Source organism: Collinsella sp. CLA-AA-H302 (genome assembly GCF_040093305.1).
Taxonomy (GTDB): Bacteria; Actinomycetota; Coriobacteriia; order Coriobacteriales; family Coriobacteriaceae; genus Collinsella.
Genome location: NZ_JBBNJW010000002.1, coordinates 78,189 through 102,789, shown reverse-complemented (window position 1 = coordinate 102,789; position 24,601 = coordinate 78,189). Strand labels below are relative to the sequence as shown.

Here is a 24,601-nt window from a genome sequence, read left to right as displayed (position 1 = left end):
CGCCCTATGCGAACCCGTTTGCCGCTACAGGCAGACGCCGTCTTTCCAGATACCGATCTCGTGACAGCCGCGGCGCCGCAATAGCATGGGCCACCAAATTAATCCAGGTCGGCTCCGTTAGTCTCGATCACGTGCTTGGCCCAGTAGTAGCTGTCCTTGAGGACGCGCTTGCCGGTACCGTGGCCGTAGTCATCGCGATCGACGTAGATAAAGCCGTAGCGCTTGGACATCTCGGAGCTCGAGCAGCTCACGATGTCGATGGGGCCCCAAGCGTAGTAGCCGCGCACGTCGACTCCGTCCGCGATGGCCTCGCGCACCTGCTCAAGGTGCGCACGGTAGAAGTCGACACGATACGGGTCGTGAACGGTCCCGTCCTCCTCGAGCGTGTCGTAGCAGCCCACGCCGTTCTCGGTAATGTAGATGGGCTTGCGGTAGCGATCCCAGTACGCGTTGAGCGTAAAACGCAGGCCGAGGGGGTCGATGCACCAGCCCCACGGATTCGCCGGCAGCTCCTTGTTGCGCTTGGCGTCGTAACCGTCCTCAAACGATTCCTTGCTCACCACGCGCACGTAGTAGTAGGAGAACGTGCAGAAATCGGCCGTGTTGCGCAGGTCCTCGATATCCTGGTCGGAGATCTGGACCTTGATGCCGTTGTCCTCCCAAAAGCGGTATGCGGATCCGGGAACCTCGCCGCGCAGCAGCACATCCGAGAAGAAGAACTGCATCTGGTTGAAGCGCAGCGTCGCGAGCGCGTCCTCGGGCTTGCACGAAGCTGCATACGAGGGACCACCGCAGAGCATCATGCCGATCTGCATCTCGGGATGGTGCTCGTGGGCATAGCGCGTCGCGCGACCGCATGCAACCATCTCGTTCATGACCGCCTGGTACTTTGCAGAAGGCAGATCGTCGACCTTGTCCTCGGCAACGCCCAGATGGTTAAAGGACTCATGCTCGATCAGGTTGATCTGGTTGACCAGAATCCAGTACTTGACCTTGCCGGCATATCGGTCAAACACGACCTTGCAGTAGCGCTCAAAGCAATCGATCGTCTCGCGCGAGTACCAGCCCGTATAGGAGAGGGTAAGGTTGATGGGCATCTCGTAATGCGAGAGCGTGACCATCGGCTCCATGCCGAGCTCGATCATCTTGTCAAAGAGCCGGTCGTAGAACGCAAGGCCTTCCTCGTTGGGCTCCGCATCGTCGCCGTTGGGGAAGATGCGCGACCACGCGATCGAGGTCCTAAAGGTGTTGAGCCCCATATCGGCAAGCAGCTCAAGGTCCTCAGGGTAGGTATGGTAAAAATCGATACCCTCGCGCTTGGGGAAGATGCGGTCCTCGCTCTCGAGTGCTTCCTTGATAAACGTCGTGGTGATCTCGCGGTTGTGCTTCTCACCGATGGGGATATCGTCGCGAAACTCGTTGATATCCGCCACGCTCGGGGCCTTGCCGTCGACGTCCCATGCGCCCTCGCACTGGTTGGCGGCAACGGCGCCGCCCCACAAAAAGCCCTCGGGAAACGTGCGGGGAACCTTATGCATGGCTCTCCCCTCCCTCAAGCGCGCTCAGGCGGGCATCGAGGCTCCTGCAGATCTTGAGGATCTGCTTGGTGATCACGATTTCGGAGTTGACCGTCATCAGGTGATCTTGGGCGTGGGTGAACAGCAGCGAGTACTCCTGCTCCCCGCCGGCGGCCTCCTCCTGGATCGCATCGGTCTGCGTTTTGTGGGCGGCGGTGATCTTCTCGTGCGCGAGCTTCATCTTGTCCTCGGCAGCAGCAAAGTCCCACTGGGCCATAGCCTCGAGCGCGTCTTTGTTTGCAAGGCGGGCGTCGCCGGCGTTGAGCACGATGGACATTGCTGCCTGGATCTTATCGTCAGTCATGATGTAACATTCCTTACTTGAGCAGGGCAGACAGGGCGTCGCGCCACGCCTGCCCAGAAAACAATACGTACCGTCCGCTTATGCCTCTGCGGAATCGAGGGCGTCCTTGTCGCCGGCCTCTGCGGCTTCCTCGGCAAGAACCTGCTTCTCGTACACCTTGAAGAACGGGTACCACACGAGCGTCGTCACCACAAAGATCAGCACGCACAGAAGCACGGCCTGGATGGAGCCCTCGGTGGCAAGCCAGGTGCTGATGGGAAGCGGGCAATACCACAGCTGGAACAAAATCTTGGGCACGGGGGCAAACAGCACGATCTTGGTGAAGAAGAACGAGATCAGGCTCGCAAGCACCGTGTTGATGCACATGGGGAGCATGAGGATCGGGTTCCAGACGATCGCGCCAAAGACCGTGGGTTCGTTGATGTTGAACAACGCCGGGACCACGACGGCTTTACCGAGCGCCTTGAGACGCTTGGAGCGCGAGAGGAAGAGCATCAGCGAAAGACCGAGCGTGCACCCCACGCCGCCGATCGTCAGATACGAGTAGTTGAACGAGCTCGTGAAGACGTTGGCGGCACCCGCAGTCATGTTGGCCTCGATGCCCGCAAGCCTGAGCGGCGTGGTGATAGGTGTGAGGATCCAAGCGGAGATGCCCATGGCGTAGAAGATGGTTCCGATCAGGTTGAACAGCGCAAAGCCCCACCAGGTCTCGACGAAGTTCTGCAGTGGCATGAAGATCATCAGAACCGTGTTGTACAGGTCAAACCCGAGGTTGAGCACGACGATCCAACCGAGCAGCACGATGGTGCCCAAGGGCAGCATCTGGTCAAACCAGGCGCGGATGAAATCGGGAAGCGAGGACTCCTCGCTAAAGAACGAGAACTTGCCAAACGCCCTGAGAATCAGGCCCGTGATAATGCCGCAGACGATGGCTGCAAACATTCCGCCCGCGCCGAAGGCGCTATGGGCAAAGCCGATTGCCTCATCGGCCTGCAGGCGCGGCGTGATGCAGATGCAAAAGAGGATGACGCCGCTGATACCGGCGATGATGCGCGATTTGCGCAGGCGGCTCTTCTCCATAAAGTTAAAGGGGATGAGAAACGCCATCATAAGCGAGATCAGACCCATGGTCCAGTTGGTGAGCTGGCCAAACTGCGGCCACCATTCCCATCCAAAGGCAGACCCTGGAATGCTCAGCAGCGAGAAGATCGAGCCCAGAAAGATCAGGGGCATGGTCTGGTTGATAGAGTCCTTGAGCGTGATCACCCAAACGTTGTGGTTGATCTTGTTCATCATGGGGGTGAAGCTGGATTCCATCCAGTCGAGCAGCTTTTTCATCCGATCCTCCTAGCCGATATTGCTGAGCAGGTCGTCGAGCGCGGCGGCGCCGTCGAGCTTTGAGTAGTACTCCGCCTTCATAAGGATCACCTTCACATCAGCGCCCTGCGTGTACTCATCGATGTCGTCGAGGATGTAGGCGAGGTGCGGACCGACCATAAGGGCATCGATCTCGTCGATATAGTTCTCGATCTCGCTTTCGCTGCGGGCGGTCACCGCGATATCGAGGCCGCGCTCCTTGATCACCTTGCGCATATTGGCAGCCATAAAGCCAGAGCTTGCACCCGAGCCGCATACGAGCAGAACGTTGAGCTTAGACATGGTCGTATCCTTTCTTGCCACGCTTGTCCGCGTGATTTCTGTTTTGTGTCGTTGCAAGGGCCCTTGCCTTTTGACGCTTCAACCCTACCCCGTTGCGCGCAAGAACGCATCTTGCGTTTTGCACACCCGTTGTGAAACGCGCGTATCGGTCCCGATTCACCCCCTGCATGCAAGTCCTCACTTGCCCGCCTTTGCAATTTGACGGAATATGAGACGCAGGAAATCAAGGTAGAAGGAGCTATCGTGAGGGCGGTACATCATCAGCTTATCCGCAGTCTTGTCAGCAACTCGCCGCAGACGGCCGCGACACTCGCCGAGACGCTCGATGTGAGTGTGCGAAGCGTCAGGACCTATGTGCGCGAGATCAACACCTCATGCCCAGGAATCCTCACCTCAACGCCTGTCGGCTACACAATCGACCGCAACCTTGCGGCAGACGTCCTCAAGACGGACGACGGAGAGCGCTTCGGCTCCTCAAAGGAACGCAGCGACTACATCGTCAACCATCTGATCGTGCAGCCCGATGGCGACCCCATCGACCTGTGGGACCTATGTGACGAGATGTCGGTAAGCATGTCGACGCTCAAAACGGACCTCGCGCGCGCCAAGCGTACCCTCGCGCGCAACGACCTTGAGCTCGTTACCCACCGAGACCGCATCTCCCTCAACGGAACGGAGCGCAACAAGCGCAAGCTCCTCTCGGGCATGCTTCGGCAAGAGACAAACAACGGCTTCATGGGTACCGGCGCGCTCTCACGGGCCTTTCCCGATATCGACATCAAGTCCGTTCAACAACTGGTGAGCGACACGCTCTATCGCCACCATCGCTTTATCAACGACTATGCGCTTTCGGACCTGCTGCTGCACCTCGCAATCTCAATCGATCGCATCCGCAGGTCCGAGAGTCTCGATGCCGGCAATACCGCGGACCTACCGGAGGAGGACCGCACCATCGCCTGCGAGCTCGCGGACGCCCTGGGGGCTTCCCTCTCGATTGAGTTTCCCGCAGAAGAGCTTCGCGAGCTCACCCTGCTCATCATGGCGCGTTCGACCGATATCGACTACCGTTCGGCAACCGAAAGCAACCTTGCGGAGCTTATCGGCACGGACTGCATGGCGCTCGTCGAAAAGCTCACCGCGCAATTCAATGAGCTCTATGGCATCGACCTTTCTGATCGGGGCTTTCTTGTGCGCTTTGGCCTGCATGTGCGAGGTCTCCTTGTCCGGGCGCGCACCCAAAAGCCCTCGCGCAACCCGCTTACCGAAAGCGTCAAAACCGGTTGCCCCCTTATCTACGACGCCGCCGTCGCACTCGCATCGACCATCACCAACGATCTTGGCGTCACGATCAACGACGACGAGATCGCGTATATCGCCTTGCACCTTGGCAGCGCCGTCGGCACCCAGCGCGAAGCTGACGCCAAGGCTAAGGCAACCATTTTCTGCCCCTCCTATTACGATATGGGGCCACGCCTTGTCGAACAGCTCGCTGGGCGTTTTGGCGAGCAGCTCATGGTCACGCGCATCGCGACAGACGAGGCGGAGCTTACGGACTGCCCCGACGACCTCGTCATCTGCATCTCGCCCATCCAGAGCGTGCTCCAAGTCCCAACGCTCCAGATCGCCCCCGTGCCCTCAAGCACCGACATCGCAAACCTCAGAAGCAAGATCGAGGGCATCTTGGACGCACGTAAGCGCTCCGCGTTCAAAGACCTGCTGCACGAGCTCATCGATCCTGTGCTCTTTGAGGTTCGGGACGATCTTTCCGACCGCGCCGCCTGCATCGAACACATGGGGCGCGGCCTGGTCGACAGCGGTTTTGCGGATAGGCCCTATATCGACAAGGTATTTGAACGCGAGGAAATGTCCTCGACTGCCATGGGGGCATTTGCCATGCCCCATACCGTGGGACTCGTCGGCAAGCATTCCCGCATTTCCGTGCTCATCTCCAAAAAGCCCATCCAATGGCAGGATACGCAGGTCAACCTCGTTCTCATGCTGTGCTTTAGCCCGGCGGAGCGCTCGTCGTTCAACACGGTATTCGACCGCGTGGCGGGCTCTCTCATCGAACCCGCCAACATACGCCGACTTTTGGAATGCACGTCATACGAAGCCTTCGTCGACGCGCTCGCCAGCCTGGCCAATTAGGCTTACAGCAACCTTCCCGCTCGGCGGATACCTGCTGCGTATCGACGGCGCGGTTCTTGAGCGTACGCTTGGTCATGGCGCACCTCGCATCCTCGGAGCACGCAACCGCGTAGCCCGAGCCGGCTCAGGGAAACGGGACCGCTCTAACCGCACCAGACAGCGCTCGCAATACCAGCCAAAAGCCCCGTCCAAAATGAACTGCCCCAGGTACCTGGTTGATGGGAAAAGCCCGGTCTCAAATGAGCTACGTTGTTATAGGAAATGCCGATAGCGAAGCATCTTCGATTGCTATTCCCAAATAGCGAGTAAAACTCCACCGTGGCGTAGTGGTGCTGTAGAATCCTTACAATACATCGCACTAAATATCTAAAGGAGCACGATATGCGCGTCGACGAGGTTTTTAAGCAGGCAGCATCCCAGGGCACCGCACCCGTTTCGTTTGAGATGTTCCCGCCCAAGGGCGAGCTGACCCTCGACACGGCTCGCGAAGTGGCAGGCAATCTGTGCAAGCTTTCGCCGAGCTTTGTCTCGGTCACCTGCTCTGCCGGCGGCTCGGGCAATGGCGCCACCACCGCCCCCATCGCGCATATGATTACGAGCGAATTCAATACGCCCTCGGTGGCGCACCTCACCTGCGTGGGCCGCTCGCACGCCGATATCGCCGCCAAGATCGACGAATACCGCTCCGCCGGCGTAGAAAACATCCTGGCCCTGCGCGGTGATCTGCCCGCTGGCGCGACCGAGGACGACAAGCCCGCCTCCGACTACGCCTACGCCCGCGACCTCATCCCCGAGCTCGTCGACGCCGGCTTTTGTGTGGGTGCCGCAGCCTACCCCGAGGGCCACATTGCCTGCGAGGACCTCAACGCTTCGGTCGAATACCTCAAGCAAAAACAGGATGCCGGTGCGAGCTTCTTCGTGACGCAGCTCTTTTTTGATAACGAGTGCTTCTACCGCTTCCGCGAGCTTGCCGACAAGGCGGGCATCACCGTGCCGATTACCGCGGGCATCATGCCGTTTATGGGCAAGTCGCAAATCAGCCGCATGGTCTTTATGTGCGGTGCGTCGCTGCCCTCCCCCGTCATCAAGATTCTCGCCAAGTACGAGAACGACCCCGAGAGCCTGCAGGCAGCCGGTGTAGATTATGCCGCCCGTCAGCTTTGCGACCTCAAGGAGCACGGCGCCGCCGGTCTGCACCTGTACACTATGAATCGTCCTGCGATCGCCGCGACCATTATGGAGCGCCTGGGGTAATGGAAAAACCGCACATCGATACAACCACTGTCGAAGTGCCGGCCGACCTTGCGTCGCCGGCGCTTTACCGTGTCGATGCTGCGTACCATCCCCGTGTCGACCGTGCCGAGATGCTGCGGTATCTGGGTTACGGCGGCCAGCAGATTGAGCCCGAGCTGTCACGACGTATTGAGCTTGTGGTCGAGCGCCTTGAGCTGGACATTGAGCCCCGCGGCGTGCGGCGCGTGTTTACCGTCGATGCCACGGGCGTGGACGAGCAGGGAGAGCCTTGCATCCGTCTGGTCGGCACCAACGTTGAGCTGCGCGGTCGCGACATCTATCGACATCTCAAGGACGCCCGCATGGCCGCGCTGATGGCCTGCACCCTCGGCATGGACGCCGAGCGTCGTCTGCGCACCACGGGAGCCCAGCAGCCCCTAGAGGGAGCCGTGCTCGACGCCGCATGCTCTGCCTATGTAGAAGCCGCCGTCGAGCAGATGGACCAGCAGGTTAAGGCTGCGGCCGCCGCACACGGACTCGCCGGCAACTGGCGCTTTAGTCCCGGCTACGGCGACTGCCCGCTCTCGGCCCAGCGCTCGATCGTCAATGCGCTCAACGCCACGCGGCTCATCGGGCTTACCGTCACGCCCACCAGCCTGCTCATGCCCACCAAAAGCGTGACCGCGGTGATCGGTCTGTTCGACGGCGAAGTCCACGACGCCCAGACCCGCCCCACCTGCAATATCTGCCGCATGCGCGAGCACTGCCGCTTCCGCGCCGCCCACACCACCTGCTATTCCAGCCATTAGGAGCCCTCAATGTTTACTCCGCTTATCACTCATGATTCTGACGGCACTGCATTGGCGGCACCCGTTGATGCCGCACGTCGCAACGGTGCCACGTACAAGGCGCGCACGATCGACGATCTGCGCATTAAGGACGATCGCCTGCGTGCGGCCATCGAGGGCACGGGACACCTGCTGTTCGACGGCGGCATGGGCACCATGCTGCAGGCCGCTGGCATGAAGGCGGGCGCCCTGCCCGAGCTGCTCAACTTTGAGGAACCCCAGGTCATTACCGACATTCAGCGACAGTACGTCGAGGCCGGCTGCGACGTGATCACCGCCAACACCTTTGGTGCCAACGCCCACAAGCTCGACGGTACCGCCACCGTGGCAGATGTCTTTGCCGCCGCTGTCGCCTGCGCCCGTGCAGCCGGTGCCCACTACGTCGCCGGCGATATCGGCCCCATCGGCGCGCTGCTGCGCCCCTTGGGTACCCTCAGCTTCGACGAGGCCTACGACCTCTTTGCCGAGGAGGTGCGCTCTGGCGTCGCCGCGGGTGTGGACCTCTTTATTATCGAGACTATGACCGACCTTGCCGAGATCAAGGCGGCCGTCCTCGCCTGCCGCGAGAACTCCGACCTGCCCGTCTTTGCCACCATGACCTTTGAGGAAGACGGACGCACCTTCTTGGGCACGAGCCCCGAGGTCGCCGCCATCACCCTCGACGCCATCGGCGCCGACGTTTTGGGCATCAACTGCAGCCAGGGCCCGGCCGAGCTCCGAGGACTCGCCGCGCGTATGCTCACCGTTACGGACAAGCCCGTTATGGTGCAGGCCAATGCGGGACTGCCCCGCGTGGACGATGACGGAAACACCGTCTTTGATATCCAGGCACCCGAATACGCCGAGGCCGTCGCTGGCATGATTGAGGACGGCGTGAGCGTCGTGGGCGGCTGCTGCGGCACCACGCCGGCGCACATGGCCGCTTTGCGCACGCTTATCGATAACCACACGCCCAGCACGCGCCGCCGCAAGCCCAGCATGTCGGTCACGAGCGCCCAAACGGTCGTGGACCTTCCCAGCGACGGCCACAAGATCGCCGTCATCGGCGAGCGCATCAATCCCACCGGCAAAAAGCGCCTGCAGCAGGCCCTGCGCGACGGCGACCTGGACTACGTCGTGAGCCAGGGCATCAGCCAGCAGGAACAGGGCGCCGACATCCTGGACGTCAACGTGGGGCTGCCCGAGATCGACGAGGTTAAGATCATTCAACAGGCGACCGAGCAGCTCCAGGGCTCCACGCTGCTGCCGTTGCAGATCGACTCCACCGATCCCGCCGCTGTCGAGGCCGCCGTACGCCGCTATGCCGGCAAGCCCATCATCAACTCCGTCAATGGCAAACAGCAGATCATGGATGAAATCTTTCCGCTGGTCGCCCACTACGGCACCAACGTCGTCGGCCTCACGCTCGACGAAGGCGGCATCCCCGATACCGCCGAGGCCCGCTTCGCCATCGCCGAGCGCATCGTGGCCGAGGCCGCCCGCTACGGCATCGGCCCGGACCGTATCCTCATCGACTGCCTGGTCATGACCGCCTCGACCAACCAGCGCCAGGCCGAGCAGATCCTGCGCGCCATGTCCCTGTGCAAGGAGCGTCTGGGCGTCAAATGCGCGCTTGGCGTGTCGAACATCAGCTTTGGCCTGCCCGCCCGCCCACTGCTGGGCTCGGTCTTTTTGGCCGCCGCCTTCGGCGCGGGCTTGGACGCCCCCATCATGAACCCGGGCTCCAAGCGCTTTATGGACACCGTCTACAGCTATCGCGTCCTGAGCGTTGAGGACGAGGGCTCGACCGGATACATCGAGCGCTATGCCGGCTGGACCGATCCGTACAAGATCGCCGCCAACCCGGCAGCAGCTCAGGCCACATCGACCGATGCCGCGCCTGCCGCAGGCACCACCGGCACCGACGGCAACGACGACCCCATCCGCCACATGGTTGTTTCGGGCCGCAAAGGCGAGATCGCTGCCGAGACCGAGCGTCTGCTGGCAGACCACGACGCCATGGACCTCATCAACAATCACTTTATCCCCGCTCTCGACGAGGTTGGCGTCCTCTTTGACCAGGGCAAGTTCTTCTTGCCGCAGCTCATGGCCTCGGCCGAAGCCGCACGCGTGGGCTTCGACACCATCAAGCGCCTGATGCCCGCCGGCGAGATTGCCGACAAGGGCAAGATCTGCGTGGCCACCGTCAAGGGCGACATCCACGATATTGGCAAGAATATCGTCAAAATGCTGCTCGACAACTACGGCTACACCGTCTTTGACCTTGGCCGCGACGTCGATCCGCAGGAGGTACTCAAGACCGTCAAGGAGCGCGATATCAAACTCGTCGGCCTCTCGGCGCTTATGACCACCACGGTCGTCGCCATGGAGGAGACCATCAAGCTGCTCCATACCGAGGTGCCGGGCGTCAAGATCATCGTAGGCGGCGCCGTGCTCACCCCCGAATACGCCAAGCAGATCGGCGCGGACTACTACGCCAAGGATGCCGCCGAAAGCGCGCGCATCGCCGAAGAGGTCTTTGGGCAGTAACACAACGGAAACAACCGAGCACCAAAACGTGCCGCACGCGCCACTTGGCACGTGCGGCACGTTAGAATAGAAAAGGCTATGCTCGTTTTGGCAGATAGGAGCGCAAGGATGGCGATCACGCCCGCAGAAATCGCGGAAACCCGCGGCATGGTTGAGGAGCAGAACCTCGACATCAGGACCATCACCATGGGTGTTTCGCTCATGGGTTGCGGTGACGAGAACCTCGACCGCATGTGCACGAAGATCTACGACCACGTAACGCACACGGCTGAGCATCTGGTCGAGACCGCCGAGAACCTCGAGCGCGAGTACGGTATCCCCATCGTCAACAAGCGCGTTTCCGTCACCCCGGTGGCGCAGATCGCCGCGTGCTGCAAGGATGAGGATCTCACCCCCATCGCGCATGCCCTCGACCGCGCAGCCGAAACGCTCGGCATCGACTACCTGGGCGGCTTCTCCGCGCTCGTCCAGAAGGGCATCGGCGACGCCGATCGCCGCGTTATACAGTCCATTCCGCAGGCGCTCGCCACCACGAGCCGCGTCTGCTCCAGCGTCAACGTCGCCAGCCTGCGCGCCGGCATCAACATGGACGCCGTACTCATGGCCGCCCAGACCATCATCGATGCCGCTAAACTCACGGCCGACCAGGATTCCGTTGGCGCTTCCAAATTTGTCTGCTTTGCCAACATGGTCGAGGACTCCCCGTTTATGGCGGGCGCCGTCCACGGCGGTGGCGAGGCCGACGCCGTCATCAACGTTGGTGTCTCGGGCCCCGGCGTTATGGCTGCTGCCTTGGAGACGCTCCCCGATTCCGCATCGATGATGGAGGTCGCTGAGAAGATCAAGCAGACCGCCTTTAAGATCACCCGTGCCGGCGAGCTCATGAGCCGCGAGGCCGCCCGTCGTCTGGGTGTCGAGAAGGGCATTGTCGACCTGTCGCTGGCGCCTACGCCTGCCATCGGCGACTCCGTTGCCCGCATCCTCGAGATCATCGGCGTGGGCACCTGCGGTGGCCCGGGCACGACCTGCGCACTCGCCATGCTCAACGATGCCGTCAAGAAGGGCGGCGTCATGGCCAGTTCCAGCGTGGGCGGTCTTTCGGGCGCCTTTATCCCCGTGTCCGAGGACGCCGGCATGATCGCCGCCGTCAAAGCCGGTGCGCTTTCGCTCGAGAAGCTCGAGGCCATGACCTGCGTGTGCTCCGTTGGCCTGGACATGATCGCCATCCCCGGCGACACCCCGGTCGAGACCATCGCCGGCATCATCGCTGACGAGATGGCCATCGGCGTCATCAACAACAAGACCACGGCCGTCCGCGTGATCCCTGCCATCGGCAAGGGCGTGGGCGACTGCGTCGAGTACGGCGGCCTGTTCGGCCGTGCGCCCATCATGCCGGTGAACCCCAACGCCGGCACCGTGCTTGCCCACCGTGGTGGACGCTTCCCGGCGCCGCTGAACTCGCTGAAGAACTAGCAGGGGGTTACGGGGCGAGGAGCCCCGGGGAGGGCAAATATATAAGGTCGCCTGCTCGGACAGTCCTGACTCGCACGGAGAGCACATTAAGTGCTCTCCGGCTCGTGCGGAACTCGCGATCGACCTTATATATTTGCCCTCCCCGGGGCTCCCGCACAACGGGCCCTCGGTTGGGTTCTATCCCTTTGGCAGTCGCTTCGCTTCTGCCCCACTTTGCTGGTATGGCGGTTTGGCGTTGGAACGGTTCTTTCTGATATATGCTGGTTGCGGCTCTTCTTTTGGGAGGAGTCGCTTTTTTGTTGCTAGGAGGTTGGCCCGTGATTGATGGGGATGCTCGCTCTGAGCTTCTTTCTGCTGATTGGAATCAGGAGTGGATGCGTCTGCAAGCTGGTCGGCGGCGGGCTGATGATTCTTTTGAATGGGATAAGCGGGCTCGGCATTTTCGGCCGCTGGAGACTGCCCCTTATGCTCGGGATTTTATAAAACTGCTGGCGCTTGAGCCTGGTGAGTCGGTGCTCGATATGGGGTGTGGGGCTGGGTCAATTGCTATTCCACTTGCTCAGGCTGGGCATTCCGTGATTGCTGCCGACTTCTCTCCTGCCATGTTGGGCACCCTTGATGCCGGCATTGAGTTTTACAGGCTCGAGGGCCTAATTACGCCGCTTGAGCTTGCTTGGGACGATGATTGGGATTTGGTTGGGCCGGTTGCCAAGACTGTGGATGTTGCCTTTGCCAGTCGTTCCGTCACCACAAATGACCTAAAAGGTGCGCTTGCCAAGCTCGACCGTACGGCTCGTCGGCGTTGTGCTGTCACGATGGTCGCCAACTCCAGCCCGCGCTATGATCTGCACTTGATGAACGCTATCGGCGCCTCGGTTACCTGCAGCAATGGCTTTGTGTACGCCTTCAACATCCTCATTCAGATGGGTGCGTTGCCGCAGGTTACATACTTTGAATCGCCTCGTCGCGATACCTTCGATAGCCTTGAGGCAGGTGTGGCGGATTTTTCCCGTATGCTCGAGCATGGCAACGAGGATAAGATCGACTGCCTGCGCGGCTACATCGCTCAACACATGATTGAGAACCCCCATGCCGGTGAGCCGGGCTCCAAGGGCGTGCCGCAGGGGCGCTATATGCTCGATCATGTCCGCAAGGTTCGTTGGGCGTTTATTGCATGGGAGCCGGTCTCTGCGCCCAGCTCATAGCCTGTTCGCAGCCCGCACCGCCCACTCACTCGGCATCCGCATTCTTTTTGAACTGGGCAAACGCGCTCCACACCGCGCCGTTCCTGCGCTATCGTGGGACAGCTCACGTAGATTAAGGCCCCGTCGCGGGGCGCCCCATACATAGAAAGCGAGAACCCATGGCACTGACAGGAGCCCAGGTCAAGCAGCTTCGCAGCATGGCCCATCACCTCAACCCCGCCATCATCATCGGTAAGTCCGATGTCAACGAGGGCACCGTCGAGCAGACGGTCGCCTACCTGGAGAAGCACGAACTCGTTAAGTGCTCCGTGCTCGATGGCTCCAGTCTTTCCGCCCGCGAGGCCGCCGAAGAGCTCGCTGAGCGTTGCCACGCCGAGGTCGTCCAGGTCATCGGCCGCAAGTTCTCGCTGTATCGCGAGTCCTCGCGCAAGGACATCGAGAAGATCAAGCTCGTCTAAGAGCCAATGATCCGGCGAGCCAGCATACATCAAGCTTGCGAGCGTCCGAGCAATTCGGACGCTCATTTTTTATCGCTCGACCAGCACGCGATTGAGCCGCCCCTCCACCAAGCGCTCGTATAGACGCCGCGTCTCGGGCTCGGGCACGCCATTGACCTGCTCCCTCAGATGGTGCATATGCCCGCTGTACAGCTCGACGATATCGCGCCGCCGCCCCGCCGCACTGTAGACGCGCATGGCGCAGCGCACCATATCCTCACGTGCCGTTTCCTGTCGAAGCCCCGACTCCGCCAGCCAAATCGCCGACTGCAGATCGTTTTCTTCTAGAGCGGCATTTGCTCCCTTAATCATGCAATCGATGTACTTTGACTGCATAATGCGTCGCATACGCAAAAAGTAGGTGGGGTTACAGCCATTGGGAACATACAGCGGTCCGGCATAAAGCTGCTCAATCTTAAGGCACAGCTCAACTAAATGGGGCCCGCGCGCGCCCGTGCGATTTCCCAAAACCTCGCGGCTTATCTGGTCAAACAGCCGTACATCGGTCTTGACGTAGTCGCCGTTAAGTCCGATGCATTCATTTTGGATGAGCACACACGACTTGCCATCCGGCGTCGGTCCCAAAGCTGACCGCAAGCGCGATATCGTCGAGTACAGGTTGTTGCGGGCGCTATTGAACTCGGCATGGGGCCACAGCTCCATGGCCAGCGTCTCGCGATCGACGAGCGCATCCATGCCCAGCGCAAGCCGCTCGGCAAGTGTCGCCGCCTTCTTGCGGCGCCACATTTTGTCCGTAATGGGAAACCCGTCGCGCTCGGCGCGAAACGCCCCAAACATGCGAATCTCGATATGGTCAATGGCGTCGACGGCTTCAACCTCGCCGGCCTGGAACAGGCGCTCGCCCTCCCCTTCCAAATCGTCGCGCAGCGAGTACCGCGACAGCTCGCGCACGGGAAGCTTCTTGCGAATCCTGGTCGCCGGCTCGCCCAGACAATGCATGGCAAGGCGCGCAAAGAGCCGATACGATGGCTCCAGAATCCCCGCACGATTCATGGACATCCAGGCCGCAAGATCGCTGTCTCGGCCCGCACAGGCCAAATGCAGCGCCACCATCCAGGCCTCCGCTCCACCAACCTGCGTCTGGCTTATATCGAGTAGCTCCGCTTCCTCGCGCACCGAAACCATCGAGGTGTTACGCAGATACGCCGCGCGCTCCAACAGCAATGCGTTATCACGCATGTACGCAATCGACTCCTCGGCAAGTTTGAGCACTTGGACCGCACGGAACTTTGCATTAACCGGCCGTCCCTCTGCCAGCGACTGCCAGCCTTCTAGCAACAGGCCAAACAGCTGAATCTGGTTGTCGCGCATGCGCACGGCAAAACGATCGAGCTCGTTGAATGCCGCGTCGTCGGTTACCGGCAAGCCGGAAAGGAGCCGCCGTGCCGCCAACACCATGCGCACCCAGATAGCCATCGCCTTAAGCCCACGTACGTCGAGCGCCTCCCGCGCCACCGTCATCTCGTCGTCGCGCTCGTCGGTTCCCGCAAACGACCCGTCAAAAAGCTCCACCAGCATGCTGTCGGCCCGTATAACAATCCCCGCGATGTCGAGCTCACAGTCGTAGGCCTTGCTCGTTTTGAGCTGCTGTAGAACGCCGCCGTCATCTCCCCGCTCGGTCAGGCAGCGCTTGACCTCGATATGCGCGGACAACATATCGAGTGCGGTATGGGATGTCTCGATTTCTGGCACGGTCAGGTTCGTAGGAAGCCCAAGCCCGTTGTCCCCATAGCAAACAGCCGTCAGTGTCTGGGCCACCCTCCATGAAACAGGGTCTATTTCGCAGGCCGCCCGTTCGCCCCCGCGCTCGATGACCGATGCCATATAGCGAGCGAGCTTTGTATTGGACACGCTGACCGCTGCCAGATATACGCCAAGCGCCTCGGCAGGCGTTGGCTCTGGAGCCGGATCCTCGGCATCGATCGTGCCCAGCGCTGCTCGGCAGATATCGGCCCCGTGCCCCGTCAGAGCCAGATCGACCCCATACTGCCCAGCAAGTTCAAGGACCGCATCACGGTCCAAAAAGGCGTCCGCCAGGCCCATCGCCGCATCGCATCGGCCCGCCTTAAGCAAAATCCGGGCCGCCCTCGGAACAAGTTCGGGGCGAACCTCGGCCACCAACTTACGCAAGCGCAAGCGTCCGTTATCCTCCGTGCCCAGACACGTAAAACTCCGCTCGGCGGGGTCCAAGCCAAAGATCGGGTAGTCGCGTACGAAGTAGGACTGGTCGACCATCGATAGCCTCACCCCGCAAGCCTCGAGTTCTGCGATATTGCCCTCGCCCATCAAAATCATGAGACATGCCACGCAAAACAGTGCATTATTGTCGAGCGAAGCCAGGTCGACAAGTGCCGCGCCATATACGTTGACAATCTCGTTTTCGAGCAGACCGGCTACGTCGCCTTGGCCATACAGACCCGTCTGCAATGCCGAAACGAGCTCGGGCACGCCCTGCGTGAGCTGATAAAAGTCGAGCGATGTGCTGATCGAAAACGCCGATGCCCACGCCGAATACTCATAGGCATGCACCTTGAGCATCTGCGCATTGATCTTAACCGAATCGCCCAGCCCATGAATCAGTTGACGATTTGAAGGACGGCAGGAGATAAAGACCCCTACCCCCATAGCGCGCAGGCCGCGAATCCTGTCGATGAGGTCTTCGGTATCGCGCTGATCGAGGTTTGGCACATTATCAATCGCGATAAGGGAGTGCGGTTTGTCTTTGAGTTCTTCGGTAACCACCTCGAGCTGCATAAACACCTCGCGCCCAGTGGCGCGATCGGCCTCGATAATCCGCACGGGGCCTCGCGTCGGGTCGCATTTAACCTCATGGGTGTACTGCAGCAGCACCGAGGTCTTCCCAAACCCGTCGGGCGCATAAAGAACCACGATGCCGGCCTTTCGGCCCTTGGCGAGAAGCTCATTCATCAAGCGTTCGCGTCGCACCATATAGCCACCGCCCAGCGGCATCAGCTCGAGGTCGTCCATACTGCCCAAATCGTTTACCATGCCCGCTCCTCAACTCGACCGTATGGACACTGTAACCGCAAGACCATACAAGCCGCGCTATGAATAGAGCGACCTTGTGTTCTAGGTTGTCTTTTGGTACGCAAGCGGCAAGTTTTTGTACAGCGAGGGCCGATTGTTATTAATCCCCCGACTAATCGGTCTTTAAGCAGGTAAATGAGCTTGTCAGCTTGTCCCATCTAAGCGGCAGTGTAACGCAAATGAACAAGGTTCAGCTATGTCATTCAACTCGCCTAGCACCCGCTACCGTCTACGACCTTTTAGTGGCATTTTTGCATAGAATCTGGTATGGAATGAATCAAGCTGTTGGGCATCCGGCATTCGTCAAGCTTGCGGCAAGATTTTGGTCAAGCGGGCGGAGGGGGATAACAAAAAGGCCCCCGCAAAGCGGAGGCCTTAGGCAAGGCTATGTCGAGGTGTAGGATTCGCGCTACTCGCAGAGCGAAAGGGCGGCCTCGTCGGCAACGACAACGCAGTTGGTGTGCAGCTGCAGGATCGAAGCCGGGCACGCGGGCGTAACCGGACCATAGCACATGTCATGCACGGCCTGAGCCTTGGCCTCGCCGTTGGCGACGACCAGGATCATGCGGGCATACATGATGGTCTGGGTACCCATGGTGTAGGCCTGACGGGGAACATCGTCGATGCTGTCGAACAGGCGGCTGTTGGCCTGAATGGTGCTCTCGGTGAGGTCGACGCAGTGCGTGCCCTTGGAGAAGTGGTCATCGGGCTCGTTGAAACCGATGTGGCCGTTGTTGCCAATGCCGAGCAGCTGCAGATCCGGGTAACCGGCGGCGGCGACGATCTTGTCGTACTCAGAGCAGGCAGCGGCGGCGTCGGGGTTGGAACCGTCGGGCACATGCGTGTTGTTCAGGTCGATGTTGATGTGATCGAAGAAGTTCTCACGCATGAAGTAGTGATAGCTCTGGGGATCGTCGTGCGAAAGGCCGCGATACTCGTCCAGGTTGTAGGTGCTGACCTCGGCAAAGTCGACGTCGCCCTTCTCGTACCAAGCAGCGAGCTGCTTGTAGGCACCGATCGGGGTGGAGCCGGTGGCAAGGCCCAGCACGCAATCGGGCTTGAGGATGACCTGCGCCGAGATAATATTGGCGGCCTTGCGGCTCATATCCTCGTAGTCTTTAGCTTTAATGATCTTCATTACGCGTCCTTTCTCGTACAAGAGAGGCAAGGCTCCCCTTACAAGCACTTGCCCGCGGCCCGCGTCGGCCGCAACCAACGTGTGCGGCCACCAGGGCGAGGTCGCGTAATGTATGTGTCTCGTGTCTAGCCGCGTCGAGGCCCCTGCCCGTCCACGGTGACCCAAAGCCGTTTAGCTTCGGACAAATCCCATCTTGCCACGGAGGGCGCCCTCTTTCAAGGGCGCCCTCCGTAAACGTGTTTGAATTGTAGGCTAATGGCCACGTGCACTTGCTAGCGCTCCCGAGCAACGATGAGCTGGTCCATCTCTTCGACATGCACGCCAACGGAGCCCTTGATACTCGAGAACTCAACGGAGTTGCACACCAAGATGGGAACCGTCACATCGTAGCCCTCGGCAGCAATTGCCTCGCGATCGAACTCGATGAGCACGTCGCCCTTATGGACGACATCGCCCACCTGTGCATGCACGCTAAAATGCTTGCCCTCAAGCTGAACAGTGTCCAAACCAACGTGGATGAGCACGTCTAGGCCATCGACCGTGTTGAGCGCAACGGCGTGACCCGTGGGAAAAATGGCCTCGACCTTGGCGTCTGCCGGCGCAATCACACGCGTGCCGGTAGGCTGAATCGCCACGCCCTGCCCCAAAAGGCCGGTGGCAAATGTCTGGTCATTGACCTCGGACAACGGAATGACGTCGCCCGAGATGGGAGCATCCAGCGTAAGAACTCGTCCACGCATACCAAAAGACCTTAGGACTTTAGTGAACATGCTCCCCCTCGGACATACCAATCAATCAAAAAGGCTTTAACAGTTTACCACTTGGCACCCGTTTTTGACCATTAGGGAAGTTCGCGCTTGACAACCTCGACGATGTCGTCGACAACACGCTGGGTCAGCTCGTGCGTCTCGGCCTCGGCCATCACGCGGACCAGCGGCTCGGTACCACTCGGGCGCACCAGAATGCGGCCGCGGCCGTCAAGCTCCTTCTCGGCGGCAGCGACGGCGTCCCAAATGGGCTGGCAATCGTCCAGGCCGACCTTGTTGTCCGAATGCACGTTGACAAGCACCTGAGGGTACTTCTTCATGATGCCGGCAAGGTCGGTGAGGGTACGGCCGGTGCGCTTGAGCACGGCCAGCAGCTGCAGAGCCGTCACCAGGCCGTCACCGGTGGTGTTGTGCTCCAGGAAGATGATGTGGCCGGACTGTTCGCCGCCGATAACGGCGCCGTCCGCGAGCATACGCTCAAGAACGTAGCGATCGCCCACGGCGGTCTGAACCATTTCGAAGCCCTGCTCCTTCATAGCGATGGAGAAGCCCAGGTTGCACATGACGGTCGAGACGATCTCGGAGTTGGCGAGCTTGCCGCGAGCGGCGAGATCGGAGCCGCAGATAGCCAGGATGTAGTCGCCGTCGATCTCATTGCCCTCACTGTCCACGAACAGCACGCGATCGGCATCGCCGTCGTGGGCCAGGCCAATATCGGCGTGGGTGCGCAGCACGAGCTCGCGCAGGGGCTCAAGGTGAGTGGAGCCGCACTCAACGTTAATGTCAGTGCCGCAATAATCGGTGTTGATAGCGTGCACCGTGGCGCCCAGGCGCTGCAGCGCGGCGGGCGTGGTCTGGCAAGAAGCACCGTGACCGCAGTCGACGGCAACGACCAGGCCGTCGAGCCTAAGACCGTCAAGCGTATCGATGGCGTGGTCGACGTATGCCTTGCGAGCGTCCTTCATCTTGATAATGTGGCCCACGCCGGCGCCAGTCGGCAGCGTATCGGCAGCCATGGCTTCCTCGGACATGACCCAGGCGCTGATCTCTTCCTCGACCGCATCGGGAAGCTTCATGCCCTTGCAGCTAAAGAACTTGATGCCGTTGAACTCCGGCGGATTGTGCGAAGCAGAGATGACGATGCCACCGTCGAGCTCGTTCTGAACGGTGAGCAGCGCCACGGCGGGCGTGGGGATGACGCCGCAGCAATGCGGACGGCCGCCCTCGGCCATAATGCCGGCGGTCAGAGCGCTCTCGAGCATGGTGCCCGAAAGACGCGTGTCGCGGCCGATGCAGATGTCCGGACCAAGAAACTTGGTCGCCGCGCGGCCCAGGCGAAACGCGAGGTCGCACGAGAGGTCGGCATTGGCGACGCCACGGACGCCGTCGGTACCGAAGATGTTCTGGGGCATAGGATCGCTCCTTCCCTAGCAGGCGATATACAACCGCCCACCCTAGTCGAAAAAGAAAAGCGGGACCCGCCGAGGAATCGGCAGGCCCCGCTTGTACATTGTATCTCGAAAGGAGATAAAACCTTAGCGCTTGGAGAACTGGGGAGCGCGGCGGGCCTTCTTGAGGCCGTACTTCTTGCGCTCGACCACGCGAGCATCGCGCGTAAGGAAACCGGCCTTCTTGAGGTCAGCACGGTAGTCGCCAGCGTTCAGAAGAGCGCGAGCGATGCCCAGGCGCAGAGCGCCGGACTGACCGGAGATGCCGCCGCCATCGCACAGAGCGATAACGTCGAACTGACCGGCGGTGTCGGTCACCTTGAAGGGAGCAAGGGCGTTCTCAACGAGCTGATGACGGCCGAAATACTGCTCGGCGTCACGCTTGTTGATGGTCACCTTGCCGGTGCCGGGGACGAGACGGACGCGGGCGACGGCGTTCTTACGACGGCCGGTACCCTGGTAGACAACGGTGTTCTCAGCCATCTTTAAGCCTCCAGCTCAATCTTCGTGGGGTTCTGGGCAGCATGCGGATGCTCGGCACCAGCGTAGACCTTAAGCTTGGTCATCTGGGCACGGCCGAGGGTGGTCTTGGGCAGCATACCGCGAACGGCGCGCTCGATGACCTTCTCCGGGTGCTTCTCCATAGCCTGGCGGAAGCTCTCAGCCTTGAGGCCGCCGTTGTAGCCGCTGTGGCGATAATAGGTCTTCGTGTCGGCCTTGTTACCGGTAAGCTGGACCTTATCGGCGTTGATGACGACAACGAAGTCGCCGCAGTCGCTGTTGGGCGTGAACTGGGGCTTGTTCTTACCGCGCAGGATCATTGCGATCTGGGTGGCAAGACGGCCCAGGACAGCACCATCGGCGTCGACGAGAACCCAGTTGCGCTGGACCTCGCCCTGCTTGGCGTAGTGAGTCGATTTCGAAATCACTTAGACTCCTCCATGTACAGTACGTGTTGTTACAGAGATTCACGGGGCTCTGCAAGTAACCCGTCCATATTACCCCGCTCGCCGTACGAGTCAACAGGTATTTTGGCTCCGACCAGAGTTTCTGCACATGTCATCCATCGGTCATGACATCGCGACACTAGCGCTCGACAAATGCCTCGATATCACTCAGTAGGCGCTTTGCCTCCTGACGGCCCTGGATATACAGGTCCAAAAGCTTTGCCGAATCGTGCTCGACATGGCCGACCTCGACCGGCTTTTGCGGAGCCACGATCAGGGCACGGCCCTCGCGCTCGTACTTCCAAAGGTGCATGCGCTGGACGTTATAGCGGTCGTGGCGCGTCTCGATAGCCTCGAGCAGATAGGGGTAGTCGGCATAGCGGGCGCGTGCGGCAGGCAAAAACTCGTAGGGCTTTTTCTCATACGAGCGGTCCTGGGTGACGATGACAACCGCGCGATCGAAGCCCGCCTCCTCCAGCACATGCTCGATGGGGACCGAATCGGCTACGCCGCCGTCGACGTATTTGTGCCCGTCAATCTCGACCGGCGGCGTCACCAGCGGCAACGACGTCGAGGCGCGCACGGCGTCGAGGTCGAGCACGGCGCTTTTGACCGGCAGGTAGGCAGCGGTTCCAAACAGCATGTCCGTCGCGACGGCGTACATCTCGATGGGGCTGGCGTCGAACGTCTCGTTGTCAAAGGGATCCAAGCGGTCCTGGACATCGTTGAAGATAAAGTCGTAGCCGACGATAGAGCCCGTGGCCGCAAACGACGCGGCGCCCATGAAGCGGTTGTCGTTACAGAAAGCCAAGTTGATGCGGTTGGCACGGCCGATCTGGTGCGACTTGTAGTTCACGCCGTTGAGGGCGCCGGCCGATACACCGTAGACAGCCGGCATCTCGACGCCAGCCTCCATGAGAACGTCGAGCACGCCCGCGGTAAACTGCCCGCGAAAACTACCGCCCTCCAGGACGAGCGCGACCTTGCCAGCGTTCTTTGCCTTATCTTCTGCAGTCATGTTGCCCTCCTGCGATTGCGTTTTGGCCTTCTTCTACCCAGTTTTGGAATGGAGAGCGCGCAGGTTTTTCGAGGCGGCAGGTGAAGCGGAAAGTGTATCCCGGTCTGAGCGCGGATTCCGGGATGAACTTTCCGCCTGGGCTGCCATTGGGAAAGCGCGTCCCGCTCTACGGCTCGATTCCGGGTTGCAGTTTCCGCTTGAAGCGCCACCCGGAAAATGAATCCCATTCCGAGCTTAGATTCCGGGATGTAGTTTCCGCTTGATGTGTCATCCGGAAACTACATCCCAGTCTGAGCGCGGATTCCGGGATGAACTTTCCGCCTGGGCTGCCATTGGGAAAGCGCGTCCCACTCTGCGTCACTGAGGCGTTTTCTTTACGCTCGCGCCCTGCACAGAGTTCGATTCTCCGCGGGTTTGGGGTTCCGTTGATGCGGCGTATGGCAGGCTGAGATTCGATAAACATCGCATCTGTTTTGAGCTGAGGCTTTGCGCGGAGAATCCGCGTATTTGCTTCGCAAATCCGCACCGGCTTCGGCCGCCTGCCGGCGTCCTCGCCCGCGGGCTAAAAACGCTTACGCGTTTTCTTTACGCCCGCGCCCTGCACAGAGTTCGATTCTCCGCGGTGCGGACAAGAAATAAAAAGGCAGGTAGATATGCGTATCTACCTGCCTATTACTTATGGTGGAGGCGCGGAGAATCGAACTCCGGTCCACGAAAGCCCCCTGATTGGCATCTCCAAGCTCAGTCGCTGGTTTAGTCTCGGACGCTTTGCGCGCAGCGACACGCTCGCGGCGTCCTAACCGGTTCGGTCTTAGCCCGCGCCATACCGATTACGTGCGCAGGAGCATTCCCCTAACATGACGTCGCGCCGGTGTCGGGGAAATCACCGGGTTGACGCGCCGCTATAAACTAAGCAGCGAGAGCCATAGGCTCAAAAGAAGAGTTGTTGTCAATTCAATTTGACGGCACCCCTGTTTAACGAGGCGAGGAGACCTCGGCTTGCTTCCTCTCTCAGAGCTATCGTGTCGAAACCAGTCGCCCCCGGATGTCGGGAAAGTCTGGATGGTATCGGGCCTGCAAACACCCGATAACCGTCGACTTTTCAAGGAACACGCGGGGTGAACCCCGCTCGTGGATAGCTATCTTACCACGTTCTAAAGGCAGGCCGCTGCTCTATGCACGAGCTGTGAAGACCCTAATGTGCACCACACTTCGCACTTTTGCCACCGAACGCGTCACGTATATTTTCGCCAAGCAAAATTGCCCCGTCGAAAGGACCGTTATGGATACCAAGCAGCAACTCGTCAATGCCCTCGCAGGCCTGGGCTCAACCATTACCGAAGCCATGGATGTCATCGAAGGCTTTGTCCCCTGCGGACATCCCGCTCTCACGGTATCGAACGCACTCGTCGCGCTGGACGCTGCCGATGATGCAGCTCTCGCCCAGCAGCTTGAGACCGTCGAGGGCTTTATCGACCACGTGAGCGAGAACCGTGGCGTGACCGCCTACCACGGCATCGAGGTCGAGCTCGCGGGTCCCAAAGCCGATCTGCTCGCAGCAATCCGCGAGGTAGGCGCCCTTATGCAGACCGCAGGCGTCAAGAACACCCAGGTCAACGAGTGGGTCTACCGTAGCTTAGCCGCGCTCGACAGCTCCGAAGAAAAGGCAGCCGAGCAACTCGCAGAAAGTCCCGCCATTAAGGCCGAGCTATTGTAAATAGCAGACGCGGGCCCCTTGGCGCATTGTCGTCCAAGAGGCCCGCAAACAGTTCACGTCAACCGATGGCCGCGCCGCCGCGTTCGGCCAAAGCAAGAATCGGCATCATTTGACGAGGTGTCTTTGCTGCAAGATCGGCATGTTCGAGCAGTTTGCGATCGTTGGTCACCAAGTAATCAACCTGCGCACGCTTGCACGCGGCGAGCACCAAGTTGTCCTCGTAATCGCGATGGAGCGCTAAGTATTTGTCGGCCAGCCAAAGGTCCGACGCATCTGCACCCACGGCCGTGGCGTTTTCGGTCATGTTCCGAACAAACGCCAACGCCGCATCGCCAATTGCACGGGCAGATGCCTCGTCGAGCGCTCCCCCGCTGGCAAGAACGCTACGCTTCAGCTCGTGTTGGACAACGTACAGCACGTCCTTGGCGATGTGCACCGGAAAGAACAGCAATGCCGCCGCCTCCGTCGCCTGCCCAATAAACGCACGCGCGACAAGCGACTCGGCATGGTCGGCGCAAAACGAATCGACCCATACGTTGGCATCCACCATTATTTTGAGGGGAGCCCCGCTCACAGGATCATCCCCTTTTGGCGATAGCGCTCGCCCATGGCTTCGGAATAGATTGTGTTCCAATCTCGATCGTCGGATACGGGCGATGTAGCGATGCCCAGGTCCGCGTAAAGCTGATCCGCCGCCGCCCATGATGCGGCAAACGGAGAATCCAGCGCGGCACCCCGCTGCCGGTCGCTAACGGCCTCGAGGATTTCCTCGCACGAACCGCCGCCCTGTGCAACCTTTGCCACGACCTTCTTGATAAGTTCGGGCAGCGTTCCACCCGAAAGTTGAAGCGCTTCCTCGGCACGTTCTTTTACCGAGCGATCCACACGGACATTTACCTGCACCATGCTGCCAGCAACGCTCATATCGATCACGCTCCTCCCGTCTGCTATCACTGCTAGCACTACTGTATAGACCCGCTAGCACACAGTCAAACGCAAATATACCCTGAATGTGACAAAGGGA

The 24,601-nt window shown here is 60.3% G+C and carries 21 protein-coding genes and 1 other RNA gene; 8 read left to right on the top strand and 14 right to left on the bottom strand.

The window, feature by feature from the left end; genetic code table 11:
- Positions 1–98: 98 nt before the first annotated feature.
- From AAAV21_RS01725 to AAAV21_RS01710, 4 genes are all read right to left on the bottom strand, one after another.
- Entirely contained in the window at positions 99–1,538 is a 1,440-nt protein-coding gene (locus AAAV21_RS01725) for a glycoside hydrolase family 1 protein (protein ID WP_349107002.1), read from the bottom strand.
- Positions 1,531–1,881 carry a PTS lactose/cellobiose transporter subunit IIA gene (locus AAAV21_RS01720; RefSeq protein ID WP_349107001.1) on the bottom strand — a complete coding sequence of 117 codons (351 nt, stop codon included), beginning with the start codon at positions 1,879–1,881 and terminating at the stop codon, positions 1,531–1,533. Before AAAV21_RS01720 ends, AAAV21_RS01725 begins: the two co-directional genes overlap by 8 nt.
- 78 nt (positions 1,882–1,959) lie before the next feature.
- Complete coding sequence (locus tag AAAV21_RS01715) at positions 1,960–3,219, bottom strand: PTS transporter subunit EIIC (protein ID WP_055251025.1); 1,260 nt, start codon at positions 3,217–3,219, stop codon at positions 1,960–1,962.
- Positions 3,220–3,228: 9 nt separating this feature from the next.
- Positions 3,229–3,540: a PTS sugar transporter subunit IIB gene (locus AAAV21_RS01710; RefSeq protein ID WP_349107000.1), complete on the bottom strand. Its 312-nt coding sequence runs from the start codon at positions 3,538–3,540 to the stop codon at positions 3,229–3,231.
- Between the two features lie 243 nt (positions 3,541–3,783).
- Here AAAV21_RS01710 and AAAV21_RS01705 point away from each other — a divergent pair, with 243 nt between their 5' ends.
- The 7 genes from AAAV21_RS01705 to AAAV21_RS01675 all read left to right on the top strand — a co-directional run bounded on the left by AAAV21_RS01705 (position 3,784) and on the right by AAAV21_RS01675 (position 13,434).
- Positions 3,784–5,688: a PRD domain-containing protein gene (locus AAAV21_RS01705; RefSeq protein ID WP_349106998.1), complete on the top strand. Its 1,905-nt coding sequence runs from the start codon at positions 3,784–3,786 to the stop codon at positions 5,686–5,688.
- 381 nt (positions 5,689–6,069) lie between these two features.
- Complete coding sequence (locus AAAV21_RS01700; RefSeq protein WP_349106996.1) at positions 6,070–6,942, top strand: methylenetetrahydrofolate reductase; 873 nt, start codon at positions 6,070–6,072, stop codon at positions 6,940–6,942.
- Positions 6,942–7,730 (top strand): hypothetical protein, encoded by a 789-nt coding sequence (locus AAAV21_RS01695; protein WP_349106994.1) that lies wholly within the window; start codon positions 6,942–6,944, stop codon positions 7,728–7,730. The genes AAAV21_RS01700 and AAAV21_RS01695 overlap by 1 nt, the downstream gene beginning before the upstream one ends.
- Before the next feature lie 9 nt (positions 7,731–7,739).
- Positions 7,740–10,298, top strand: a complete 2,559-nt coding sequence (locus AAAV21_RS01690) for a homocysteine S-methyltransferase family protein (protein WP_349106992.1) — start codon at positions 7,740–7,742, stop codon at positions 10,296–10,298.
- Positions 10,299–10,406: 108 nt separating this feature from the next.
- Entirely contained in the window at positions 10,407–11,771 is a 1,365-nt protein-coding gene (locus AAAV21_RS01685; RefSeq protein ID WP_349106990.1) for a PFL family protein, read from the top strand.
- Between the two features lie 317 nt (positions 11,772–12,088).
- Complete coding sequence (locus tag AAAV21_RS01680) at positions 12,089–12,976, top strand: methyltransferase domain-containing protein (RefSeq protein ID WP_349106987.1); 888 nt, start codon at positions 12,089–12,091, stop codon at positions 12,974–12,976.
- 158 nt (positions 12,977–13,134) lie between these two features.
- Positions 13,135–13,434 carry a YhbY family RNA-binding protein gene (locus AAAV21_RS01675; RefSeq protein WP_006234690.1) on the top strand — a complete coding sequence of 100 codons (300 nt, stop codon included), beginning with the start codon at positions 13,135–13,137 and terminating at the stop codon, positions 13,432–13,434.
- Positions 13,435–13,503: 69 nt separating this feature from the next.
- Here AAAV21_RS01675 and AAAV21_RS01670 read toward each other — a convergent pair whose 3' ends face one another.
- The 8 genes from AAAV21_RS01670 to ssrA all read right to left on the bottom strand — a co-directional run bounded on the left by AAAV21_RS01670 (position 13,504) and on the right by ssrA (position 22,903).
- Positions 13,504–16,503 carry a BTAD domain-containing putative transcriptional regulator gene (locus AAAV21_RS01670; RefSeq protein WP_349106986.1) on the bottom strand — a complete coding sequence of 1,000 codons (3,000 nt, stop codon included), beginning with the start codon at positions 16,501–16,503 and terminating at the stop codon, positions 13,504–13,506.
- Between the two features lie 448 nt (positions 16,504–16,951).
- Positions 16,952–17,680: a glucosamine-6-phosphate deaminase gene (nagB, locus tag AAAV21_RS01665; protein WP_055251013.1), complete on the bottom strand. Its 729-nt coding sequence runs from the start codon at positions 17,678–17,680 to the stop codon at positions 16,952–16,954.
- A gap of 272 nt (positions 17,681–17,952) precedes the next feature.
- On the bottom strand, positions 17,953–18,420 hold the full coding sequence (locus tag AAAV21_RS01660) for a PTS glucose transporter subunit IIA (RefSeq protein WP_346972429.1): 468 nt from the start codon (positions 18,418–18,420) through the stop codon (positions 17,953–17,955).
- A gap of 101 nt (positions 18,421–18,521) precedes the next feature.
- Positions 18,522–19,859: a phosphoglucosamine mutase gene (gene glmM / locus AAAV21_RS01655; protein WP_349106985.1), complete on the bottom strand. Its 1,338-nt coding sequence runs from the start codon at positions 19,857–19,859 to the stop codon at positions 18,522–18,524.
- 123 nt (positions 19,860–19,982) lie between these two features.
- Positions 19,983–20,378, bottom strand: coding sequence for a 30S ribosomal protein S9 (gene rpsI / locus AAAV21_RS01650; RefSeq protein ID WP_022094634.1), 396 nt, complete (start codon positions 20,376–20,378; stop codon positions 19,983–19,985).
- 2 nt (positions 20,379–20,380) lie between these two features.
- The gene (gene rplM / locus AAAV21_RS01645; protein ID WP_022094635.1) at positions 20,381–20,824 is read right to left on the bottom strand and encodes a 50S ribosomal protein L13; all 444 of its coding nucleotides are present in this window, start codon (positions 20,822–20,824) and stop codon (positions 20,381–20,383) included.
- Positions 20,825–20,981: 157 nt separating this feature from the next.
- Complete coding sequence (locus tag AAAV21_RS01640) at positions 20,982–21,860, bottom strand: patatin family protein (RefSeq protein WP_349106982.1); 879 nt, start codon at positions 21,858–21,860, stop codon at positions 20,982–20,984.
- Between the two features lie 679 nt (positions 21,861–22,539).
- Positions 22,540–22,903: a transfer-messenger RNA gene (ssrA, locus tag AAAV21_RS01635) on the bottom strand.
- Between the two features lie 239 nt (positions 22,904–23,142).
- Here ssrA and AAAV21_RS01630 point away from each other — a divergent pair.
- On the top strand, positions 23,143–23,577 hold the full coding sequence (locus AAAV21_RS01630) for a hypothetical protein (RefSeq protein WP_349106981.1): 435 nt from the start codon (positions 23,143–23,145) through the stop codon (positions 23,575–23,577).
- A gap of 58 nt (positions 23,578–23,635) precedes the next feature.
- Here AAAV21_RS01630 and AAAV21_RS01625 read toward each other — a convergent pair whose 3' ends face one another.
- Together AAAV21_RS01625 and AAAV21_RS01620 are read right to left on the bottom strand one after the other, a co-directional pair.
- Positions 23,636–24,151 carry a PIN domain-containing protein gene (locus AAAV21_RS01625; protein WP_349106979.1) on the bottom strand — a complete coding sequence of 172 codons (516 nt, stop codon included), beginning with the start codon at positions 24,149–24,151 and terminating at the stop codon, positions 23,636–23,638.
- Positions 24,148–24,501 carry a hypothetical protein gene (locus AAAV21_RS01620; protein ID WP_349106977.1) on the bottom strand — a complete coding sequence of 118 codons (354 nt, stop codon included), beginning with the start codon at positions 24,499–24,501 and terminating at the stop codon, positions 24,148–24,150. The genes AAAV21_RS01625 and AAAV21_RS01620 overlap by 4 nt, the downstream gene beginning before the upstream one ends.
- Positions 24,502–24,601 lie beyond the last annotated feature (100 nt).